Origin of the sequence: Streptomyces sp. NPDC008125 (genome assembly GCF_042957125.1) — a bacterium.
GTDB lineage: Bacteria > Actinomycetota > Actinomycetes > Streptomycetales > Streptomycetaceae > Streptomyces.
The window spans coordinates 1-18180 of sequence record NZ_JBIBHR010000033.1 but is presented as its reverse complement, the minus strand read 5'-3'; the positions used below and the strand labels follow the sequence as shown (position 1 = coordinate 18180).

Genomic DNA, 18180 nt, shown 5'->3' with positions numbered 1-18180 from the left:
CGGCCTACGCGGGCCGCGCCACGAACGACGGGAGCCTCCGCACGGTGCAGCCCACAGCGGACGCCGGACGCGGCGAACCCCGGGGCGGACACGTGCGCCGACGCCTTCGGCCCTGCGGACCACCGACCACCGACCACCGACCACCGACCACCCACGATCCGCGGGTAAAGCGGCTCGTCTTCAGACCCGGCGGGGGCGCCGCCCGCCCGGCGCCGGGCACTGGGGCGGGGTTCCGTGCCTGAAGCCTGGGGTGGGGGCGAGGTGCAAGCCGTGTGCGAGCGAACGGATGAGGGGGGCGTCTGCGGGTACGTGGTGGAGCAGGCCGAGCGCGGATGGACGCCCTGGCCCGGAAGGAGAACTGCTGTGCTCATGGCTCACCCGGTGGTACTGAAGGGTCTCGTCGAGCGGTACGAATCGCTCCGCTCCGCAGCGGCGGAGGACGCGCGGGAGCGTCGGCGCTTGGAGGACGTGGAGTACACGCTGTGCGTCTCCACTGGCACTCGTGATGTCGAGTCCGCACTCGACGCGGCCCGAACTCGCCTCGCGTGCGGCGAAACGACCGGAACCCTCATGTCCGCCTGAGCCGAGGAGCACAGCACTGCGACGACCCGCGTCGGCCGTCGGCGTACCAGGTTCACTCCTCCGGCTCCCTCCGGCATCGGCACGTTGACAGCGGTCGCGGCGCTACTGGTCACCGCCCCTTTTACGGAGCGCCTGGGTGGCGGAGGCCGGCCGGGGCCCGATGAGGCATTCCATGGTTCCGGCGCGGTTCCGGGGGCGGTCCGGGTCGGCGGTGACGTGATCGAGAGAGCCCGGCGTCGGCCTCCGGCCTCGCCGGGGCGGCGGTGGGCCGCCCAAGGCGTCGACAGCCCACGGAGTCGACCATGCCCGGACCACCACGGTGCAGCCGCAGGTCGCACCGACCCGGATGGTCTGCGAGCTGCGAGGTGACGGCGGCAAGGAGACGCTCGGCGTTCTCTTTTTCGAGTTCCCCGGACCGGGCCAGATGGACCGCTGTCGCCGCGGCACCACTTGCGACCGGGTGGAGACCGGCTGGAGGTTTCAAAGGCTTCACGTCCCCGAGGCACTCATACCTGTTGCCCGACCCCGCACGTCGGCGATGGCCTCCGCGGGCGGCAGGCCACAGGACCCGAAAGGAGGCTGCCGCGCCTCACCTACCGGCTTCCTGTGCGTAGTCGCTGGGGGCCGAGAGCGAACCGCCCAGCCCCGCGAGCCGTGCTTCTGGCCGGCTTCGTCCGCCCTCGGGCCTTTCGGGCATCCGGGGGACGGCGGGCGCTGTGGTGAGTATGAGGGAGGCGAAAGCGGGGAGGCGGGTAACTACGGTTCCACCCTCTTGCCGGCAGGGCAGCGCCCTCGGCGGCTCGCCCCGCCCCGCTGCTGCCTCGCCCCGTTGCGATTTCCGGAGGTTCGCACATGTCTGGTCCCGATGCGTCCGAAAGCACCGACCTTCTGGGGATCTACCTCAACGACCACTACACCGGTTCCACCGGCGGCCTGGAGTTGTTCCGGCGCGCCGCGAAGGCGCGCCCGGACGCACGGGAAGCGGCCGTGCTGGAGGACCTGGCCCGGCAGATCGAGGAGGACCGCGACGCGCTGGCCGCGATCATGAAAACCCTGGGCATCTCACTCAGCGGTTCCAAGGCGGCCTTGGGATGGGTCGCGGAGAAGGCGGGCCGACTCAAGCCCAACGGGCATCTGCTCTCTCGTTCCCCGCTGAGCGACGTCCTGGAAGCGGAGTCGATGCTGCTGGGCGTCCTGGGCAAGGCAGCCTGCTGGCGCACCCTGCGCGCCGTGGCCGAATCCGACGAACGGCTGTCCGCCGAAACGCTGGACACGCTGCTGGAACGTGCCGAGCAGCAGAGCGCCACGCTTGAGGAACTGCGTGCCACGACGGCCGCCCGCACGCTGCGGCCGAAGGCCGCCGACACTCGGTGAACCGCCGCAGCCCAAGCCTGCGGCGGTGACCGGTTCCCTGCCCCGGTCAACCTGAAACGCATGGTGGCCATCGCAGCCGCCCTGCCCGACGAAGGAGCGATCGCATGACGAACGAGCAGTCCACCACGGCGTGGGGCGACAGGTCGGTGGAGCAGCCGGTGGCCCAGCGCGTGGGCTGGGACGAGGTGGACGTACGCGCCGTGGACACTGTGCGTCTGCTGGCGGCCGACGCGGTGCAGCGGGTGGGCAACGGTCACCCGGGAACGGCGATGAGCCTGGCCCCGTTGGCGTACCTGCTGTTCCAGAACGTCATGCGCCACGATCCCGCCGATGACCAGTGGTTGGGCCGGGACCGGTTCGTGCTGTCCTGCGGCCACTCCAGCCTGACCCTGTACATCCAGCTCTACCTGGCCGGCTACGGGCTGGAGGTGTCGGATCTGGAGGCGTACCGGACCTGGGGTTCGGCGACGCCGGGGCATCCGGAGTACCGGCACACCCGCGGAGTGGAGATCACCACCGGCCCTCTGGGGCAGGGCCTGGCCAGTGCGGTCGGCATGGCCATGGCCGCCCGCCGTGAACGCGGCATCCTCGACCCCGACGCCGCGGCGGGCACCAGCCCCTTCGACCACCACGTCTATGTGATCGCCTCCGACGGTGACCTGATGGAAGGGGTCGCCTCCGAGGCCGCGTCCCTGGCCGGGCACCAGGAACTCGGTGACCTGACGGTGTTCTACGACTCCAACCACATCTCGATCGAGGACGACACCGACGTCTCCTTCAGTGAGGACGTCCCCGCGCGCTTCGCCGCGTACGGCTGGCACGTGCAGACCGTCGACTGGATGCGCACCGGCAGCTATGTCGAGGACGTCGACGCGCTCCTGGCGGCGACCCGCGCAGCGCGGGAGGAGACCGGCCGCCCTTCGCTGATCATGCTGCGCACGCTGATCGGCTGGCCGGCCCCGAACAAGCAGAACTCCGGCAAGGCGCACGGAGCCGCTCTGGGCGAGGACGAAGTCGCCGCCACCAAGCGGGTGCTGGGCTTCGACCCCGATGCGCACTTCACCGTCGAGAACGCGGTGCTGGCCCGTACCCGGAAAGCCGCCGACCGCGGTCGCGAGGCGCACGCGCGGTGGGACGAGACATTCGCCGCCTGGCGGGAGAGCCACCCGGACCGGGCCGAACTGCTGGACCGGCTGCGCGGGCAGGAACTGCCCGACGGGTGGAGCGACGTGCTGCCGTCCTTCCCGGCGGACAGCGAGAAGGGCATGTCCACCCGCGCCGCGTCGGGCGCGGTCCTCAGCGCGCTGGCGCCGGAGCTGCCGGAACTGTGGGGCGGCTCTGCCGACCTGGCCGGCAGCAACAACACCACCATGGACGGCGAGCCGTCCTTCGTGCCGGCCAACCGGCAGACCAAGGACTGGAAGGGCGGCCCGTACGGCCGGACCCTGCACTTCGGGATCCGCGAGCACGCCATGGGCGCGATCCTCAACGGAATCGCCCTGCAGAGCCTCACCCGGCCCTACGGCGGCACGTTCCTCACGTTCTCCGACTACATGCGCCCCGCCGTCCGCCTGGCCGCGCTGATGAAACTGCCCGCCACCTACATCTGGACCCACGACTCCATCGGCCTGGGCGAGGATGGCCCCACCCACCAGCCCGTCGAACACCTGGCGGCCCTGCGCGCCATCCCCGGCCTGGACGTGGTCCGCCCGGCCGATGCCAACGAGACCACCGCCTGCTGGCGCACCATCCTCGAACACGACGACCGCCCCGCAGGGCTCATCCTGTCCCGCCAGAACCTGCCCGTCCTGGACCGCGACAGCGGACAGTACTCCCCCGCGAGCAGGGCGAGCCGAGGCGGGTACGTCCTGGCGGATGCACCCGACGAGGCGGCCCCGGACGTCATCCTGATCGGAACCGGCTCCGAGGTCCACATCGCCCTGGAGGCCCGCGCTCAGCTCGCGTCCGACGGCATCGGGGCACGGGTGGTGTCCATGCCGTGCTGGGAGTGGTTCGCCGCCCAGCCCCAGAACTACCAGGACCAGGTCCTGCCACCGGACGTCCGCGGCCGGGTCGGCGTCGAGGCCGCCGTCGGGCAGGGCTGGCGCGACCTCGTCGGCGACGCGGGACGCATCGTCAGCCTGGAGCACTACGGCGCCTCCGCCGACTACCAGCGCCTCTACACCGAATTCGGCATCACCCCGGACGCGGTCGCCGAGGCCGCCCGCGACAGCATCCGCGACACCCAGCGAGCACCACGCCCCGGAGGACACCAGCACACCTCCGCCCCCACAGTCACCGGCACCGGCGACCGCCCCTGACCAGCCCACCGCCGCGCGATGGACGGAGAGCAACGGTGCACACCTCGCCCTGCTCCCCTACGACGACGTGCGCGCCACCGCGGATCCTGGCGCCGCCATCCTCAGGTTCTACGACAGCGCTTACGCGGCGGGCGCGCGTCTTGCGGGCTGGCCCGCGGACCGACTGTGCCGGAACGGGGTGACCGACCCCCGGATTCGGGTGCCGCCGAAGGCACTGTGAAGGGACGCCGACACGCCAGGACCGCAGACCTCCTCCCGCCCGGCTGCCGACCGGTTCGCTGGGTGGGGTACGACTCCACGGCCACCAACCAGGCCGAACGGCTGACCAGTTGCCTTCACGCGGACCAGGAACGACGAGCCGACCCACCGGTATTCCTGACGTGTTTCCCTTGGCCCTGGACGCCGTCGTCCTGCCCGTGGAGGGCAGGACGAGCAGCGCAATACGCAGCAGTCGTCAGGGGCGCGTCCGGTGGCCGTCGCGCTCGACCGGCATCAGGGGCCTGGCCCCGCTCGCCTTACTCTGACCAGAGCTGTGGATCGACCACTTGGTGCGGCCGGGCATCGCTCCTGCAGTGACGGCAGACGCACCCCTACCCGAGGAACGACAGACGGACCTGCCGGTTTGCATTGTCGCGATTCGTGTCCACCAACATCCGTTAAGACAACCCCGACGATACCTCGTCATGTCCCACGCGGACCGACCGTCGGACCGATCTTGGCGAAGCGAAACGGGCATATTAGCCCGAAATGCTTTAATTTCGGGCTCTTTCATGGTGTGTGAGTGATCTGGTGAGGTATGCGCGGACTTGGTCGCCAGACACGCAGGAGGCTGTGCGGTTGCTGGCGGTGTCGGCGCTGGTGGAGGACCGGGCCCGGGTAGAGGTTGCCGCTCTGTTCAGGGTGTCGGTCAGGGCCGTGGACAACTGGTGGACGAGGCGGCAGGACGGCGGGCGGGACGCGCTGCCGTTCCGGCCGCGGGGCCGGCGCGCGGGTGAGCATCAGGTTCTGTCCGAGACCGAGCAGGCCCCGTGCGGCGGCAGACCGTTCTCGACCACACGCCGTCCGGTCGAGGGCTTTCAGGCCAGCTGTGGACGCGGGGGCAGACAGGCCGGCTGATCCTCAAGCTGCACGGAGTCCGCTTCACCAATCCCAGGGTCGGCAAGTACCTCAAGCGCTGAGGACTGACCTTCCAGCGGCCCAACAAACGGGCCGTCGAACAGGATCCGGAAGCAGTCCGGACGTGGCACGAGGCCACCTGGCCGGCGATCCACGCCCGGGCGAAGGCTGATGAGGGCGAGATCCTGTTCGCCGACCAGGTCGGGATCCGCTCGGACCAGGTCACCGGCCGCACCTGGGGCATGAAGGGGAGACACCGGTGGTTCGCCGCACCGGGAGCCGGTTCTCCGTGAACGCGATGTCCGAGTTCAGCACCAAGGGCCGGATGCACTTCATGGTCTTCACCGAGTCGTTCGACGTGACGGTCATGTGCCGCTTCCTCGCCCGCGTCGTCGGTCACTTCGACCGGAACCACCTGATCGTCGACCGGCACTCGGCCCACCACTCGAAGACCGTCCGGGCCTGGCTCGCCGACCACCAGGACGAGATCGAACTGCACTTCCTGCCCTCGTACTCACCCGATCTCAATCCGGACAAGCTCGTCAACGCCGACCTCAAACGCAGGCTGCCCCACACCCACCGGGCCAGGAACCGGACCGGACTCGCCTCCGAGACCCGCAGGCTCTTCCACCTCCGACAACGCCAACCCCACATCATCACCAGCTACTTCAAAGCCCCGCACGTCCGCTACACCCTCGACGAGTGAACCCCATGAGTTTCTGATCAATAGCGCCCGAGTCGGTCCTCCCGCAGAAGTCGCGATCGGCTGCGGCTGCCGGAGACGACGCCAGGAAGGGGGTAGCCAAACAGGCTGTCGCGAACGGGGCCAGTTTCCGAAGTGTGTTCACCTCGGAGAAGGTACCGAGAAGTGACGTGCGCGAGGAGTCCAAATCTGGCTGGGCTGCACCAGAATCTCCTCTTTCCTCCTGTCGTTCAGGATGGTCGGGAGCAGTGCTCGTCCAGCGCAGGTAGACAAAGGATTGGGTCCTGATACGCGCCCCACGGGAAACGTCCGCCCATTGAGGGTTGGAGACACAACTCGTGCGACATACAGCGACATTGCACCAGGAAATAATTCTTCCTTCACAGCATCCCCACAGCTTCGTGATCGCATCCGCTACAACCGTGTCTGGTGTCACATCCATCAACTCCCCTTAAGGGAGTGTGCCCCGGTTTAACACCCTTGCTGGATGGTCGAATCGGCCCGTAGGAAGGTCCGGAACGACGCAGTTGACCGATCAAACCCTGCCTCAAATTTGAGGCCAGGGCCAGAAAGGACACGTCTTGTCCGGTAGGTCCATACGAACTGGAATTTCCAGAAGGAAACTCTTCCTTGCGCGGCTTGCAATGGGCGCCGCAGCCATCCTGCTCATGGGGTCCGGCAACATAGCCGCAGCCGACACCGGCGATAGCAGCCCTAATTGGGACTATGCGCCCTCGTCACGCCCCGCGGCAGGCCCGGAGTCGGTCACCAGGGCTGCGGCAGCCAATGCCAACAGGCCCGTATCTGGAAAGAACCAGAAGGCCGGTCCGGGAACCAAGGACTCGGCCGGTGTGTGGCAAGTCAATCGCACCACACCCACACTGAGCAACACTGTCACCGACGCCGACGGCGACACTGCGGACCTGACCTTCGAGGTCTACACGACGAACGCCGACGGCACACCGAACGCTCAGGTCAAACTCACCGACCCTGACACCGGCCAACCCGCCTCATTCGGCGTGCTCGTGTCCAACTTTGTGACGTCGGGCGGAACGGCGTCGGTGACCCTCGCGTACGGCGACCTCGAGACGAACACCACCTATGCCTTCCGCACCAGTGCCTTCGACGGCACCCTCTACGAAACTGACTGGTCATCATGGTCGAAGTTCCATACGCGGGGCAGGGCGGTGAGCATCGCTCTCCCTGAGCCGAACAAGGACGCCCCGACACTCAACGAGGACGACTACCAAGAGCCTCAGACGATTCCACAGCCGTCTATGGCCTCAGTTGACCCGACCGTGCCACCGATCGGACGGAGTGCCAACTCCGATTGGAGCTGCGGCACACTGGACAAGGAGAAGGGGATTCAGCCGTGTTCACGGCTGGTTCCGGATGGAAGCAAGGAGACCCGGGACGCGCTCACCACGGGCGCCGCGGCCGACCTGCCCCATCTGGTCGACTGGTGCAACACCTACGCCGATTCGCACATCAAGCGGTATGAGGCATGCATCTCCACCTTCACGTACGAGTACGTCGGCATTGTTGTCGATGAGAGCGGACAGCCCACAGGCGAGACTCTGAACGCCTCATGGGTGCTGGGCCAGGAAGTGAAGTTGTCGGGGACCTCTGCGACCTTCACGCAGCAACTCATTCTCGTCCCAGTGGAGATCGACCCGAAATTCGTCTCGGTGACACTGGACGTGCGGTTCGATTGCATCATGGCTGACGTGTGTTCGAACGGTTCACAATCCTGGGATGGCGCGCTGGAGTGGTCGGCTGCCGATCCGTTCTCGCACACGGCGATCGGGAAGATCGACCACACCTGGAGCGCCGCGAACAGCGCAGACACGCTGGACCTGTCGACGAAGATTAGCGCCTACTCGCCCGTGGCGAACGCGTCTGCCACTCGGTGGCAAGCTGATGGCGCGCAGATCCGCTGCGACAAGATTTCGTCCTCCACTCCGGGATGCGCCTTCTACAAGTACATTCCGACGTGGGTGATGAACTTTGACAAGACGCCGCCGGCAGTGGCACACGCATGGTTGATCCAGTCCAAGCTTCCCACCCACCCGGGGAGCAAGACAGCCAATAAGCCCCTGTTCTTCCTCCCGTCCGCGGACAAGAACGCACCTGGCCGCGACCCGGACGCCAACCGGAAGGTGATCTGCCCCGACGGATGGGCGGCAACCTACGGCAACCCGGACGCCACCACCGTTCCGGAGATTCAGTCGACCGACAAGGCATCATGTGACGAGTTCGCTTACGCCTCCACCTACAACTCCGGCGGCATGCCCGGTGGCACGAACGAAGTCGATACCGGCAACGACTGCGTGCAGACCTATGCCACCCGAGTCGCGCAGGGCCAATGGCACCTGTACGACGACGTCCGCCAGGCCGCGCCCTCATGGACGGAGAAGTGCGGCCGCTCAGCCATGTCGGGATGGATCAACTCCACCTCGATGGGCGGAGCTTTCAGCGGAGGCTTCTCGGGCAAGTACCGGCTGTTGGACAAGGACCCGTACTGGGTGGACTTCCCCCAGTTCGCGCACTGCGATGCATCCAAGACGACCGTGACCTGCACCGTACCCAAGGCGTGACAGGCTACTGACCGCTGGTGGGGCACGGCACCGCTTCACGCCGTGCCCCACCAGCCCCGCCTTGCAAGAGAAAGAGGTAACAACCATGCCCGACGACGGCCTCGCATGGATTGCAGCAGCCTGGCGCGGAGCGAACGTGAGCGCCACCGAGCTGTACATCACCTGCGCCCGGGGCCTGAGCCCAGAGGCGCTCGCCGAACGTATGGCTGACCACGAACTCGTCCAGGCCGCCCCCGCCATGACCGTCGCGGAAGCGTCAGCCATGGTCGACCTCGCGCACATCTACTGCGTTGGCCGTCTTGGCCGAAGCGGCGACTGGTCGTTCATCGTGGAGAGCGGGGGGAGCGAAGGATGGGCCCTGGATCCGGCCGTGTCTCGTGGCACCGAGGTCCTTGTCTTCGACCCGCGACCAGATGACCCGCCCTCCATCTTCCGGTACCTGGCCGACGGGGACGTTCAGCTGCACTTCGAGTTGGGTGCCGGCTATGACCCTGCCGGAGCACAGCCCGACCTCCTGCGTCCGGCGCTGGAGGCGGCCGGGGTCATCCCTCCGGAAGACTCCATGGACGACCTACTCGGTGCCGACGAGGAGTTGCCAACCAGCGAGGAGAAGCGCCGAGTGCTGAAGGTCATTGGAGATCACTTCGGACTATCGCTACCGCGGCACGAGATTGAGAGCGGGCGACTTCCCGGCGTCATCACTCGCACCTCGCCACCAACCTCTTGGTGATCACGAGTACCTGGAGAGGTCCGGTCACGCCCCCGAGGAATCCAGGGCCCCGGCAAAGTTGTTTTGTAGACCTGTGACGTGGGCCTTTCAAGGCGAGCCCGGGGCCGAAAGATGGTCCCCGCAGGCCGCAATCGATGGGCGGGCTGCAACCATCGGGTCGGGCGCCGTGTCCTTTTCGGTATGCCAGCGAATCGCCAGCGTGGGCATCTCATGCATGATCAGGAGCTGCGGTCGTGGAAGGCCAGCCGAGCTCTGACCCTGGCTACCGCCGAACACGCTCCGGATGGTCGGCCGCATTCCTGAACCGGTGAGCGACACAATCACACGACAGAGCAGCCGAGTTGAACTCCACCGGCGCGAGCACGTACAACTGCGGCAACAGGGTCTCCTGGATCTCGGTTGGCTTCGCAACCCCGAGCTACCAAGAGGCCCTGCCTTCATGCCCACAGCCAGCCGCGATCACCCGAACGAGACTCCCGTTCGACGCCCACCCCTCGAGATCGGAACGACAACAGCTACTCACTTGGTGCGGCCGGACATCACTCCTACAGTTACGGCAGGCGCAGCCCTACCCGAGGAACGACAGACGGACCTGCCGGTTTGCATTGTCGCGATTTGTATCCACCAACATCCGTTAAGACAACCCTGAGGATAGCTGGCCACGCCACGCCTACGGCCGCATGGCCAAAATGTACGCGGAGTACAAGGAGCCCCTGTACGCCGCTCCCCCGCTGTTCCTGCGCATGGTGGACGCGGGGCGGTTCGGCCGGAAGACCGGGGCGGGGTTCTCCCCGTACGCATGACGGCCTGTCGGCGGGCTGCCGCAGGTCAGGACCGTTTAGATACCCAAAGGGTCTCGCCTGCTGCTACCAGGCCGCCGCCATGCCGGAGCGCCATGGAGCGACGGCACGGGAGGTCGGGCTCGAAGCCGTGAGCCTTTCAGCGCTGTCGTAGCGATGTCATCGGAGGCGGGTGGCGGTCGCCCTTCGGGGCGACCGCGGATCGAAACGATTCCTACACTGCGCTCATGGAGATCGGCGCCGCGCGGTGGCGGTCGCCCTACGGGGCCGGCGTGTTCGCGCTGGGTGTGCATCGCGTCGCTGGTGACCACGACGCCGGCCAGGTCGGCGACGGTGTCCAGCAGCGGCTGGAAGCACGTGATCTCGTTGGTCTTCCCGCCGACGTCCAGCTGGGCGAGGACAAGGCCGATGGTGTGCTCCAGTGCGAGCGGTCGGGAGCTGGCTCGCGGACCGCCGGCCGAAGACGGTCGGGGCCGCGAGCAGATGGATCTTCCGGCCGTTCGCCCTGGCCGCGCCTCGAAGACTCTTGCCGTCCACGGCCAGACCGCGCAGCCCGGTCCAGTGCATCGCCGTCGACGCGGGCCAGAAGCCGGCGGACCGTGGTCTCCGCGGGCAGGACCCGCCTGGGCAGAAGCGGGTCGGGGTGGGCGCCGACCTGCTTCAGCACGTGCACCGGGGCATCGGCGATCCACTCGCCGACCGCCAGCAGCGAGGTCGCTCCGGCCAACACCGCGCACGCGGTCAGTGCGAGCACAACGGCCAGGCGGTGTCGCACCCCGCGTGGATCACGAGGGTCCGGCACCTCGGCCAACCGCTCCAGCAGGCTCGAAACTTCCTCCGGTCCGACCTGCGGACTCTCACGCAGTTGGTCAAGGGCAGGCGGGATCAGCGACGATGCGTCGGCAGGCACGATCTTCCACTCGGATCACGGGGCGTAGAGAACTCCATGATCTTGGAAGCCGTGCCTGTCTCGCTCCCAGGGCGCCGATGAGACGGCAGATCGCCACGAACCGGGCGTCACGCGACTACGCCGAAGCCCTGAGGTACCGCCACCGGCATGTCGGCGTCCCGTGTTCCTCGTGGGCCGGCCTGGCCACCGCTATAGGATGATCAGCCCAATCGAGGGCGCCAACCTGCGGAGGACGGCATGAGTGACGGCACCGGGCATCTGTCCAAGCTCGTCTGGTCGGTGGCCGACTTGCTGCGGGGCGACTTCAAGTCTTCCGAGTACGGGCGAGTGATCCTGCCGTTCACGGTGCTGCGCCGGCTGGACTGCCTTCTGGCCCCGAGCCGGCAGGCAGTACTCGATGAGGCCGAGCGCGCTGTCGGCGGGGAGGAGCGGGAGCAGCGCCTGGCGGCCACCTCGGGTTGGCCCTTCTACAACTCCAGCCGGTTCTCCATGGAAAGCGTGCTCAGCGATCCGGAGAACGCCGACCAGTCGCTCCTAGCGTATATCAACGGGTACTCCCAGAACGTCAGGGAGCTGCTGGAAGGCTTCGAGTTCGAGCGGACCGTCACGCGCCTATCCCAGGCCGGACTCCTCTACCGCATCGTCGCGCAGTTCGTTGCGATCGACCTTGGGCAGACGATCACCGACGACCACATGGAGGGCCTCTTCGAGGAGCTAGTCCGGCGGTTCGCGGAGAGCGGCAATGAGGTGAGCGGTGAGCATTACACCCCCCGGGATGTCGCCCACCTGATGGCCGGCTTCCTCGTCTCCGCCGACTCGGACGTCCTGACGACGCCGCATGCCTTCCGCTCCATCCTGGATCCGGCCTGCGGGACGGCCGGCCTGTTGACCGAGGCGGCCTCGTACATCGCGTCGATGAACCCGCGGGCGGATGTCACGCTGTACGGCCAGGAGATCAACCGGGAGTCATGGGAATCTCCCGTGCCACCATGATGACCAGCGGCCGCCGAGCCTCGACGATCACCTTCGGGAACGTCTTCACAGAGGACGGGCACCAGGGAACCGCCTTCGACTACCTCCTCGCCAATCCGCCGTTCGGCGTCAGTTGGAAGAAGAGCGAGTACGCGGTCCGGTCGGAGCATGAGGAACTCGGTTTCGCAGGCCGCTTCGGTGCCGGTCTTCCGCGGATTAACGACGGCTCACTGCTCTTCCTGCAGCACATGCTGGCAAAGATGAAGCCGGTGAGCGCCTCGGGCGAGGGTGGCAGCCGAATCGCGGTCATTTTCAACGGCTCCCCAATGTACGTCGGGGGTGCAGGGTCCGGCGAATCGGACATCCGGCGGTGGATCGTGGAGAACGACTGGCTCGAGGCCGTGGTCGCGCTGCCCGATCTCCTCTTCCCCAATACCGGTATCAACACCTATCTGTGGGTCCTCAGCAACCGCAAGCCGGCACAGCGCAGGGGCCAGGTACTGCTGCTGAATGCTCAGGACCAGTGGCAAAAGTTGCGCCGTTCCGTCGGCTCGAAGCGCAAATACATCACGTCGGACCAGATCGCCGAGATCACCGGGCTTTACCTGGACGCCATGTCCGCCGACCTGGCCCAGCATCCGGATGACCGGGTCCGCGTGGTCTCCACCCACGAACTGATGTACCAGCGCGTCACAGTCGATCAACCACTTCGGCTCCGGTACGAGCTGTCCGAGGAGGTCCTGACTCGGCTCGCCGAATCGCGCCTGATCCAGAAGACCCGTGATCCTGCTGCCCTGGTGGCCGCCCTGCGTCCGCTGGTCGGCTCAACGTGGACGAGGGGCCAGGAGGCCGTCACGGCGCTGCGCCGGGCGGTTGCCTCGGCCGGCGTCAGCTGGCCGCGCGGGAAGGTCTTCGAGGCGGCGGTCCGCAAGGCCGTCGGCATGCGCGATCGCGACGGAGAGCCGCAGCGGATCGGCGAGGCGTACGAGCCGGATCCCGAGCTGCGCGAGTTCGTCCACCTGCCGCTGCAGGTGGATCCGAGCGACCATCTCCGACGCGAAGTACACCCGACCGCCCCGGACGCTTGGATCGACGACAGCAAGACGCGGGTGGGTTGCGAGATCCCACCCGCGCTCTTCTACCGGCCGGAACTCGACGGCGAATTCGAATTGCTGCGCAACCTTGCCCGGTTGGAGACCACCCGGGTTCACCCACCGCAGCGCGGTGAGGAGCAGGAGGATGGCACCGACCGGCCCAAGCACCTGCGTGCCCAGTATCTCCACGAGGCGGACTCAGCCGTTGAGCTCCCTGACGCGCCGGAGGATGGGCTGACGCTGACCCTGTGCTCGGGCGGCATGCTCGTCGGACGGCCGGGGAACTGGCGTCTGCTACCGCAGGGGTTCGGCGAGGCGGCGACCTCGCTTTTCGTGTTGCAGCCGCTCCGCGGCAGCGGCCAGGCGCTCTGTGAGTGGTTGAACTCCCGCAAGGACAACGGTCTGTACCCCAGCGCTCGCGATCTGCTGGACACGCACGTCCCCGTCGACCTGGTGACTGACAGCGAGGTGGAGAGTCTCCTGGAGACAGTGCAGGAGGGACGACGCGCACTGCGGACTACGATGTCGGGAATCCTGCCCAACGTCTTCGGTAGCGGCGAACGGGACGTCCAGGGGGTTCGGAACGAGATCAGGGCCGCTGCCCACGAGGCTGGCCTGATCGGCGAACTCGTGCGGCCGCTAGACGACCCGATCTCGCGCGCTGAGTGGAGCTTTCCTTACCACGCCGCCGCGCTGTCCCGTCGGTACCGGGTCAGCACGCATCCGGCGGAGCGGAAGGACGGACTACTCAAGCTGGGCGAGGGTCTGGCCCGAGTGCTGGGCGTGCTGGCACTCACCGAGTTGGCCGCCTCGAACGGCTTCTCCCGGAACCTGCGCAAGCAGTTCCGGACCGGTGCCACCTTCGGCACATGGCTTTGGATCCTCGATCGGCTGGAGGCGGAAGGAATCACGCCCCGCATCCAACAGCTCGCCACTGTGCACGACCGGGGCAACGCACGCGTTTTCCTGGGCCACATCAAGGACTTCAGGAACACCTCGCACCACGCTCACGGCGTCCGCGCCAGCCACCAACTGGCAGAAGACGTCGAGCGGTTGGAACCCCATGTTGTGCGCGCGATCAGTGCGGTCAGCTGGCTCTCTGGGACGCACTGGGACTGGGTGGAGCGCTGCGAGTACCTCGATGAGGGCTCGTACCGGATAGTCGGGCTCCGGCTGAGGGGCAGCCATCCGAGCTGGGAGCCGTTCGAGCGGTCGAGTACCCAGCCGCTTCGGCCCGACCGCATCTACGTGGACAGCGCCCCGTACGGGGCTCCGGTTGACCTCTGGCCGTTCGCTGTCGTCAGCCTGTGCGAAGAGTGTCGGACCCGGGAGCTATTCCTGCTCAATGAGGTCCGGGGCGACCAACTGATCCTCCGCAGCCTCGAAGAGCATTCGCTGGAGATGACGTACGGTCCGCCCGAGTAGTGTCGGGAACGCGGCTGCGCCGGGGGCGGGACCCGATCGACCGGGAATACGGAGAGCCGCTGAATACACCTCGGGCCCGATCGCCGCGCACAGCAGTACGGCGATCCGGCGGCGCACGGTCAGCCAATCTCACGGCGACTGGTTCACGAATTGTGCAGGGCCTGCAGTCGCGCTCGGCCTCGGAGATACGCTCGTCGACCGCGGCCTTCTCCGCGAGCCCCTTGGCGGCACCGGGCCACACTGGAGCAAGACCCCGGATAAGCCTTGCCGCTCGAACGGCGGGACAGCCCTTAAGACGTCGTAACCACATGGACAGCCGTGACCGTTGGGAACGATGGCCGTCTTCGAGACGGTATCGGCGCGTGCGGACATTGCCCGTAGCGTGAGCTCTTCGCAGCCAGGCCGCCTCCGCAGTGCTCAGCCGTCCTCGCTGGCGAGGTGCAGAGCGAACATGAACATCGAATATCGGTCCAGCTCCGCGGCCCAATCCGGCATGGACAGGTACTGGTAGGTGTTCAGTGCGACGGCAGCCAAGCCGGGTGCTCCGTCCGGGAGGATCCCACCGGACACTGCCCACGAGCGCCACATCGGGTCTCCTGTCAGCAGCGACATGATCTCCGGCATCTCTGGAGCACGGGGCATCAGGTTCTGAAGGATGACCGTTGCCATCATGCAGGCGCACAGGGCATTGCACAGGTCCTTATCATCGGCTGCCTCAATGGCGCGCACCATGCCCCTGACGCCCTGAGCTAGTGGGTGCACTGCCATGAGGTCGATCCCAGCAAGCTCGGCCCGGCGGAGCACCTGACGCACGTTCTCGACAGCTTCGGGATAATCTGGGAGAGCCGTCGTCAGGGCGTCCAGCAGTCCCTCGGCCCCGAGGTCTTCTCCGCCGCCCACGAGAAGTGGGGCCCCTGCCTCCAGCAGGGCGGGGTGGAATACCGTCGGGATGTCGGACTCGGCAAGGGCCGGCATGCTCAGCCCTACCTCGGCAGCATGCTCACGCAATTCCTCGTCCCGGTTGCGCCGGGGCGGGAGGCGGTTGGGGAGCATCTTCGCAGCAGCGGCTGCTCGGCCTTGGAATGCCCGGTCGGAGTTCCCTCTCGGGATTTCTCCGACGCCTGCCCGCCTCAGCGGTCGCTCCAAGGCGGCGATGATGGCAGCCCGAAGCCTCTGAGTGCTGTCGGGGGTTCCGTCGACGGCCCAGAAGACCCACCCCCACCATCCGATGCTGCGGCCTGCTCGCGTATTCTCCGCAAGCCATAGAGCGCGGTCCAGGATCAGGGGACGGAGCGTCGGGGGTGCGGGCTCGAACCACGTCGCCGGGTTCGGGAGCCAGGCGTGCTGCTGCCAGCGCTCCACCTGTGTGGTGGTGGCCTTGAGCCCGCGTGCCGTGAGGGCACGGACCAGGAGGAGGTGTGCGTCGGACGGTTTCGTGCGGACCATGGTCAGTTCCTCTGGCTGTCGGTGGTGAGGACGGCGTAGAGGGTGACCGCCGTTCCAACGGCGCTCGCCCATGCTTCGCTCTGCATGGCGACGGCCGCGCCGGCCGCCACCACGAGCAGCACCCAGATGCGTCCTCGGTCGCGTCCGGTGGGGTTGGAGTTCACGTGCTCGGTCCCTTTCTGACGTCTGTCCAGCAGTGCAGCCCAGCCGCATGAGCGCGGGATGGTGCTGCTCATGCATGAACTCACGCCGCCCCACGAGATCCGCAGGAAACCTCGCGGGGAAGCCTCCCGCTCCCCACGCCGGAGGAACCTAACCAGTGATGATGCCGATGAATCCGGAGAGCTCCAGAATCGCGAGGAGGTCCCCCTGTGCCGTCCCTCGTTGAGAGTCGACACAAGGGGACCTCGCCGCTCTGGCTATAGCAGGAACTACGACATGGGGCTTGTCAGTCGCCGGCGGGATCGTCGCCCGCGGCTTCTTCGGGCTGGGCCGCGGGTGTCGGGAACCGGGGCCACTCGATGCGCTCGATCAGCCAGGCGGCCAGGGACACGAGACCGTGGTCTGCGTACACGCCTTCCCCCCAGACATTCGCAGCGGTGGCGGCCATTGAGGGGGATCCGATCGTGTCATCCCACCCAGGCGAGGGGGCCCACTCCGCGTTCACGGCGCCTTCACGGGTCCTAACTTCTTCACCACCGGTCCAGAGGGTGACCTCTGCATCCCATCGGCCGTCACCGTACTTATTCATAGTGAGCTCGACATGGGCGTCCGTGCCCGGAATGCTGATCTCCAGGCCGTTCAACGAGTCACGGTTGAGGTCGAGGCGGATTCCAAGGACCCTGTTCAGCGACTCGACCAGCGACTCTTCCAGTTCGTCTTCCACCCAGTAGAGGTCATTGAGGATCACGGCGTCGGCCTCGGAGTCGGCATCCATGGAGGTGATGACTCCGTCGGCGAACTCGAAGCTGAGGTGCGCGCGCACCAGTACGTTGGGGATCGAGATGACCTCAACCTCGGGGTCACCGCCATTCCACAGCGACTGCACGGTGGTCTCCCCCGAAGCCAGGAACTCCACCGTCGCGTAGACGGTCTCGCGTCTGGCTGTGCCGGGGTCGACTCGCGGGTTCCCGCGGCGGGTCGCGGCCGACGCGGAGGGCTCGTCTACTTCGATCATGACGTCGTCGACCTCAGCCAGCGCAAGAAGGTGCGTCACGCTTGCGCCGTAGCTGCTCATGCTGGTGCCGTCGCCGCTCCGGGTGCGGGCGTAGGCCCGTTCGAGCCCTTCGATTCGGCCGATGCCGATCGGGTCACTATCCAGCTGTGCCGGTAGCTGATCACGGAAGTAGCGGATGACGGCGGAGCGTGCGTGGCCATCGTCCACGGTGAAGTCGAAGAGGGTGGGCCTGAGGTCCTCAAGTCGGCGCATCTCCGGCGCTGGCTTGTTCCAGGCTGTGAAGGCGGCCAGTACGTCACGGTCGCCGCTGACGATGACAATCTCGTCCGGGGCGGCACGTTCCAGCACGTCGCGGATCCAGGCACTGTCGCTGGCGCCAGTCTTGACCCCGCGCGATTCCTTGTCCCCTGTGCTGGGGTCGGCTGCCCTGGCTCCCTTGAGCTTGGCCGGGGAGCGGAGAAGGACCTGGTCCTTCAAGCCTTCGATCGCACTTCGACCAGTGAGCTCGATGATCTCCACGTTGGGGATCTTCGCCAGGTTGGCGAGCACCGCCGCGATCACCTCGTCGCGGTCTGGGTAGTCCGACACGGGCATGCTGAGGCCAGCCTGCTGGAGTCGCCAACGTTCGGTGGACGCGGCACTCTTCAGGATCTGCCAGTCGAGTACCAGGTGTTCGGCCCACTCCCAAGCGACGGTCTCGGGTATCCAGGTCTTGACGCCTACGCCGGCAAGTCGCGCGGCCAGGCGCTCCAAGTAGTCGAGGTCAGGTCGCGCGTAGCCGTAGGCGTTCGCGTCGAACACCACGGCCTTGAGCTTTTCGCGAAGGGGGGAAGCCAGTCTTAGACGTCGTTTCTTATGGCGTGAGGGCTCGTTGGTCTGTGCATGACGGATCTGGTTGAGCGGTTGGTACCGGATGAGTTGTGGGTGTTGTTC

At 67.0% G+C, this 18180-nt stretch carries 13 protein-coding genes and 2 pseudogenes; 11 read left to right on the top strand and 4 right to left on the bottom strand.

All coding sequences use genetic code 11. The features are described 5' to 3' along the window. Positions 1–363 precede the first annotated feature (363 nt). The 9 genes and pseudogenes from ACFZAX_RS33550 to ACFZAX_RS33510 all read left to right on the top strand — a co-directional run. Positions 364–582 (top strand): DUF5133 domain-containing protein, encoded by a 219-nt coding sequence (locus ACFZAX_RS33550; RefSeq protein ID WP_390966465.1) that lies wholly within the window; start codon positions 364–366, stop codon positions 580–582. Positions 583–1434: 852 nt separating this feature from the next. Continuing rightward, positions 1435–1956: a hypothetical protein gene (locus ACFZAX_RS33545; protein ID WP_390966464.1), complete on the top strand. Its 522-nt coding sequence runs from the start codon at positions 1435–1437 to the stop codon at positions 1954–1956. Between the two features lie 104 nt (positions 1957–2060). Next, entirely contained in the window at positions 2061–4277 is a 2217-nt protein-coding gene (tkt, locus tag ACFZAX_RS33540; RefSeq protein WP_390966462.1) for a transketolase, read from the top strand. 28 nt (positions 4278–4305) lie between these two features. Further along, a pseudogene (locus tag ACFZAX_RS33535) lies at positions 4306–4497 on the top strand (DUF5996 family protein); the annotation flags it as partial. A 557-nt stretch (positions 4498–5054) separates the two neighbouring features. Beyond that, positions 5055–5393, top strand: coding sequence for a helix-turn-helix domain-containing protein (locus tag ACFZAX_RS33530; protein WP_390966461.1), 339 nt, complete (start codon positions 5055–5057; stop codon positions 5391–5393). A gap of 298 nt (positions 5394–5691) precedes the next feature. After that, a complete protein-coding gene (locus ACFZAX_RS33525) occupies positions 5692–6099 on the top strand; it encodes a transposase (protein WP_390966459.1) in 408 nt (135 codons plus the stop codon). Between the two features lie 641 nt (positions 6100–6740). Continuing rightward, positions 6741–8693, top strand: a complete 1953-nt coding sequence (locus tag ACFZAX_RS33520) for a hypothetical protein (RefSeq protein ID WP_390966457.1) — start codon at positions 6741–6743, stop codon at positions 8691–8693. 85 nt (positions 8694–8778) lie between these two features. Further along, positions 8779–9423 (top strand): DUF6461 domain-containing protein, encoded by a 645-nt coding sequence (locus ACFZAX_RS33515; protein ID WP_390966455.1) that lies wholly within the window; start codon positions 8779–8781, stop codon positions 9421–9423. Positions 9424–10106: 683 nt separating this feature from the next. Next, positions 10107–10226 (top strand): annotated as a pseudogene (locus ACFZAX_RS33510) (3-hydroxyacyl-CoA dehydrogenase family protein); the annotation flags it as partial. Positions 10227–10482: 256 nt separating this feature from the next. Here ACFZAX_RS33510 and ACFZAX_RS33505 read toward each other — a convergent pair. Continuing rightward, entirely contained in the window at positions 10483–10998 is a 516-nt protein-coding gene (locus ACFZAX_RS33505) for a transposase family protein (protein ID WP_390966483.1), read from the bottom strand. Positions 10999–11370: 372 nt separating this feature from the next. On the opposite strand from ACFZAX_RS33505, the gene ACFZAX_RS33500 reads away from it, so the two are divergent. Together ACFZAX_RS33500 and ACFZAX_RS33495 are read left to right on the top strand one after the other, a co-directional pair. Then, a complete protein-coding gene (locus ACFZAX_RS33500; protein WP_390966453.1) occupies positions 11371–12126 on the top strand; it encodes a type I restriction-modification system subunit M N-terminal domain-containing protein in 756 nt (251 codons plus the stop codon). Then, positions 12102–14624, top strand: a complete 2523-nt coding sequence (locus ACFZAX_RS33495) for an N-6 DNA methylase (RefSeq protein ID WP_390966451.1) — start codon at positions 12102–12104, stop codon at positions 14622–14624. Before ACFZAX_RS33500 ends, ACFZAX_RS33495 begins: the two co-directional genes overlap by 25 nt. 417 nt (positions 14625–15041) lie before the next feature. On the opposite strand, the gene ACFZAX_RS33490 is transcribed toward ACFZAX_RS33495, so the two are convergent. From ACFZAX_RS33490 to ACFZAX_RS33480, 3 genes are all read right to left on the bottom strand, one after another. After that, positions 15042–16070, bottom strand: a complete 1029-nt coding sequence (locus tag ACFZAX_RS33490; protein WP_390966450.1) for a hypothetical protein — start codon at positions 16068–16070, stop codon at positions 15042–15044. Between the two features lie 2 nt (positions 16071–16072). Continuing rightward, positions 16073–16234 (bottom strand): hypothetical protein, encoded by a 162-nt coding sequence (locus tag ACFZAX_RS33485; RefSeq protein WP_390966448.1) that lies wholly within the window; start codon positions 16232–16234, stop codon positions 16073–16075. A 284-nt stretch (positions 16235–16518) separates the two neighbouring features. Next, the coding region (locus ACFZAX_RS33480) for a hypothetical protein (protein ID WP_390966446.1) at positions 16519–18180 on the bottom strand (1662 nt) is incomplete at its 5' end.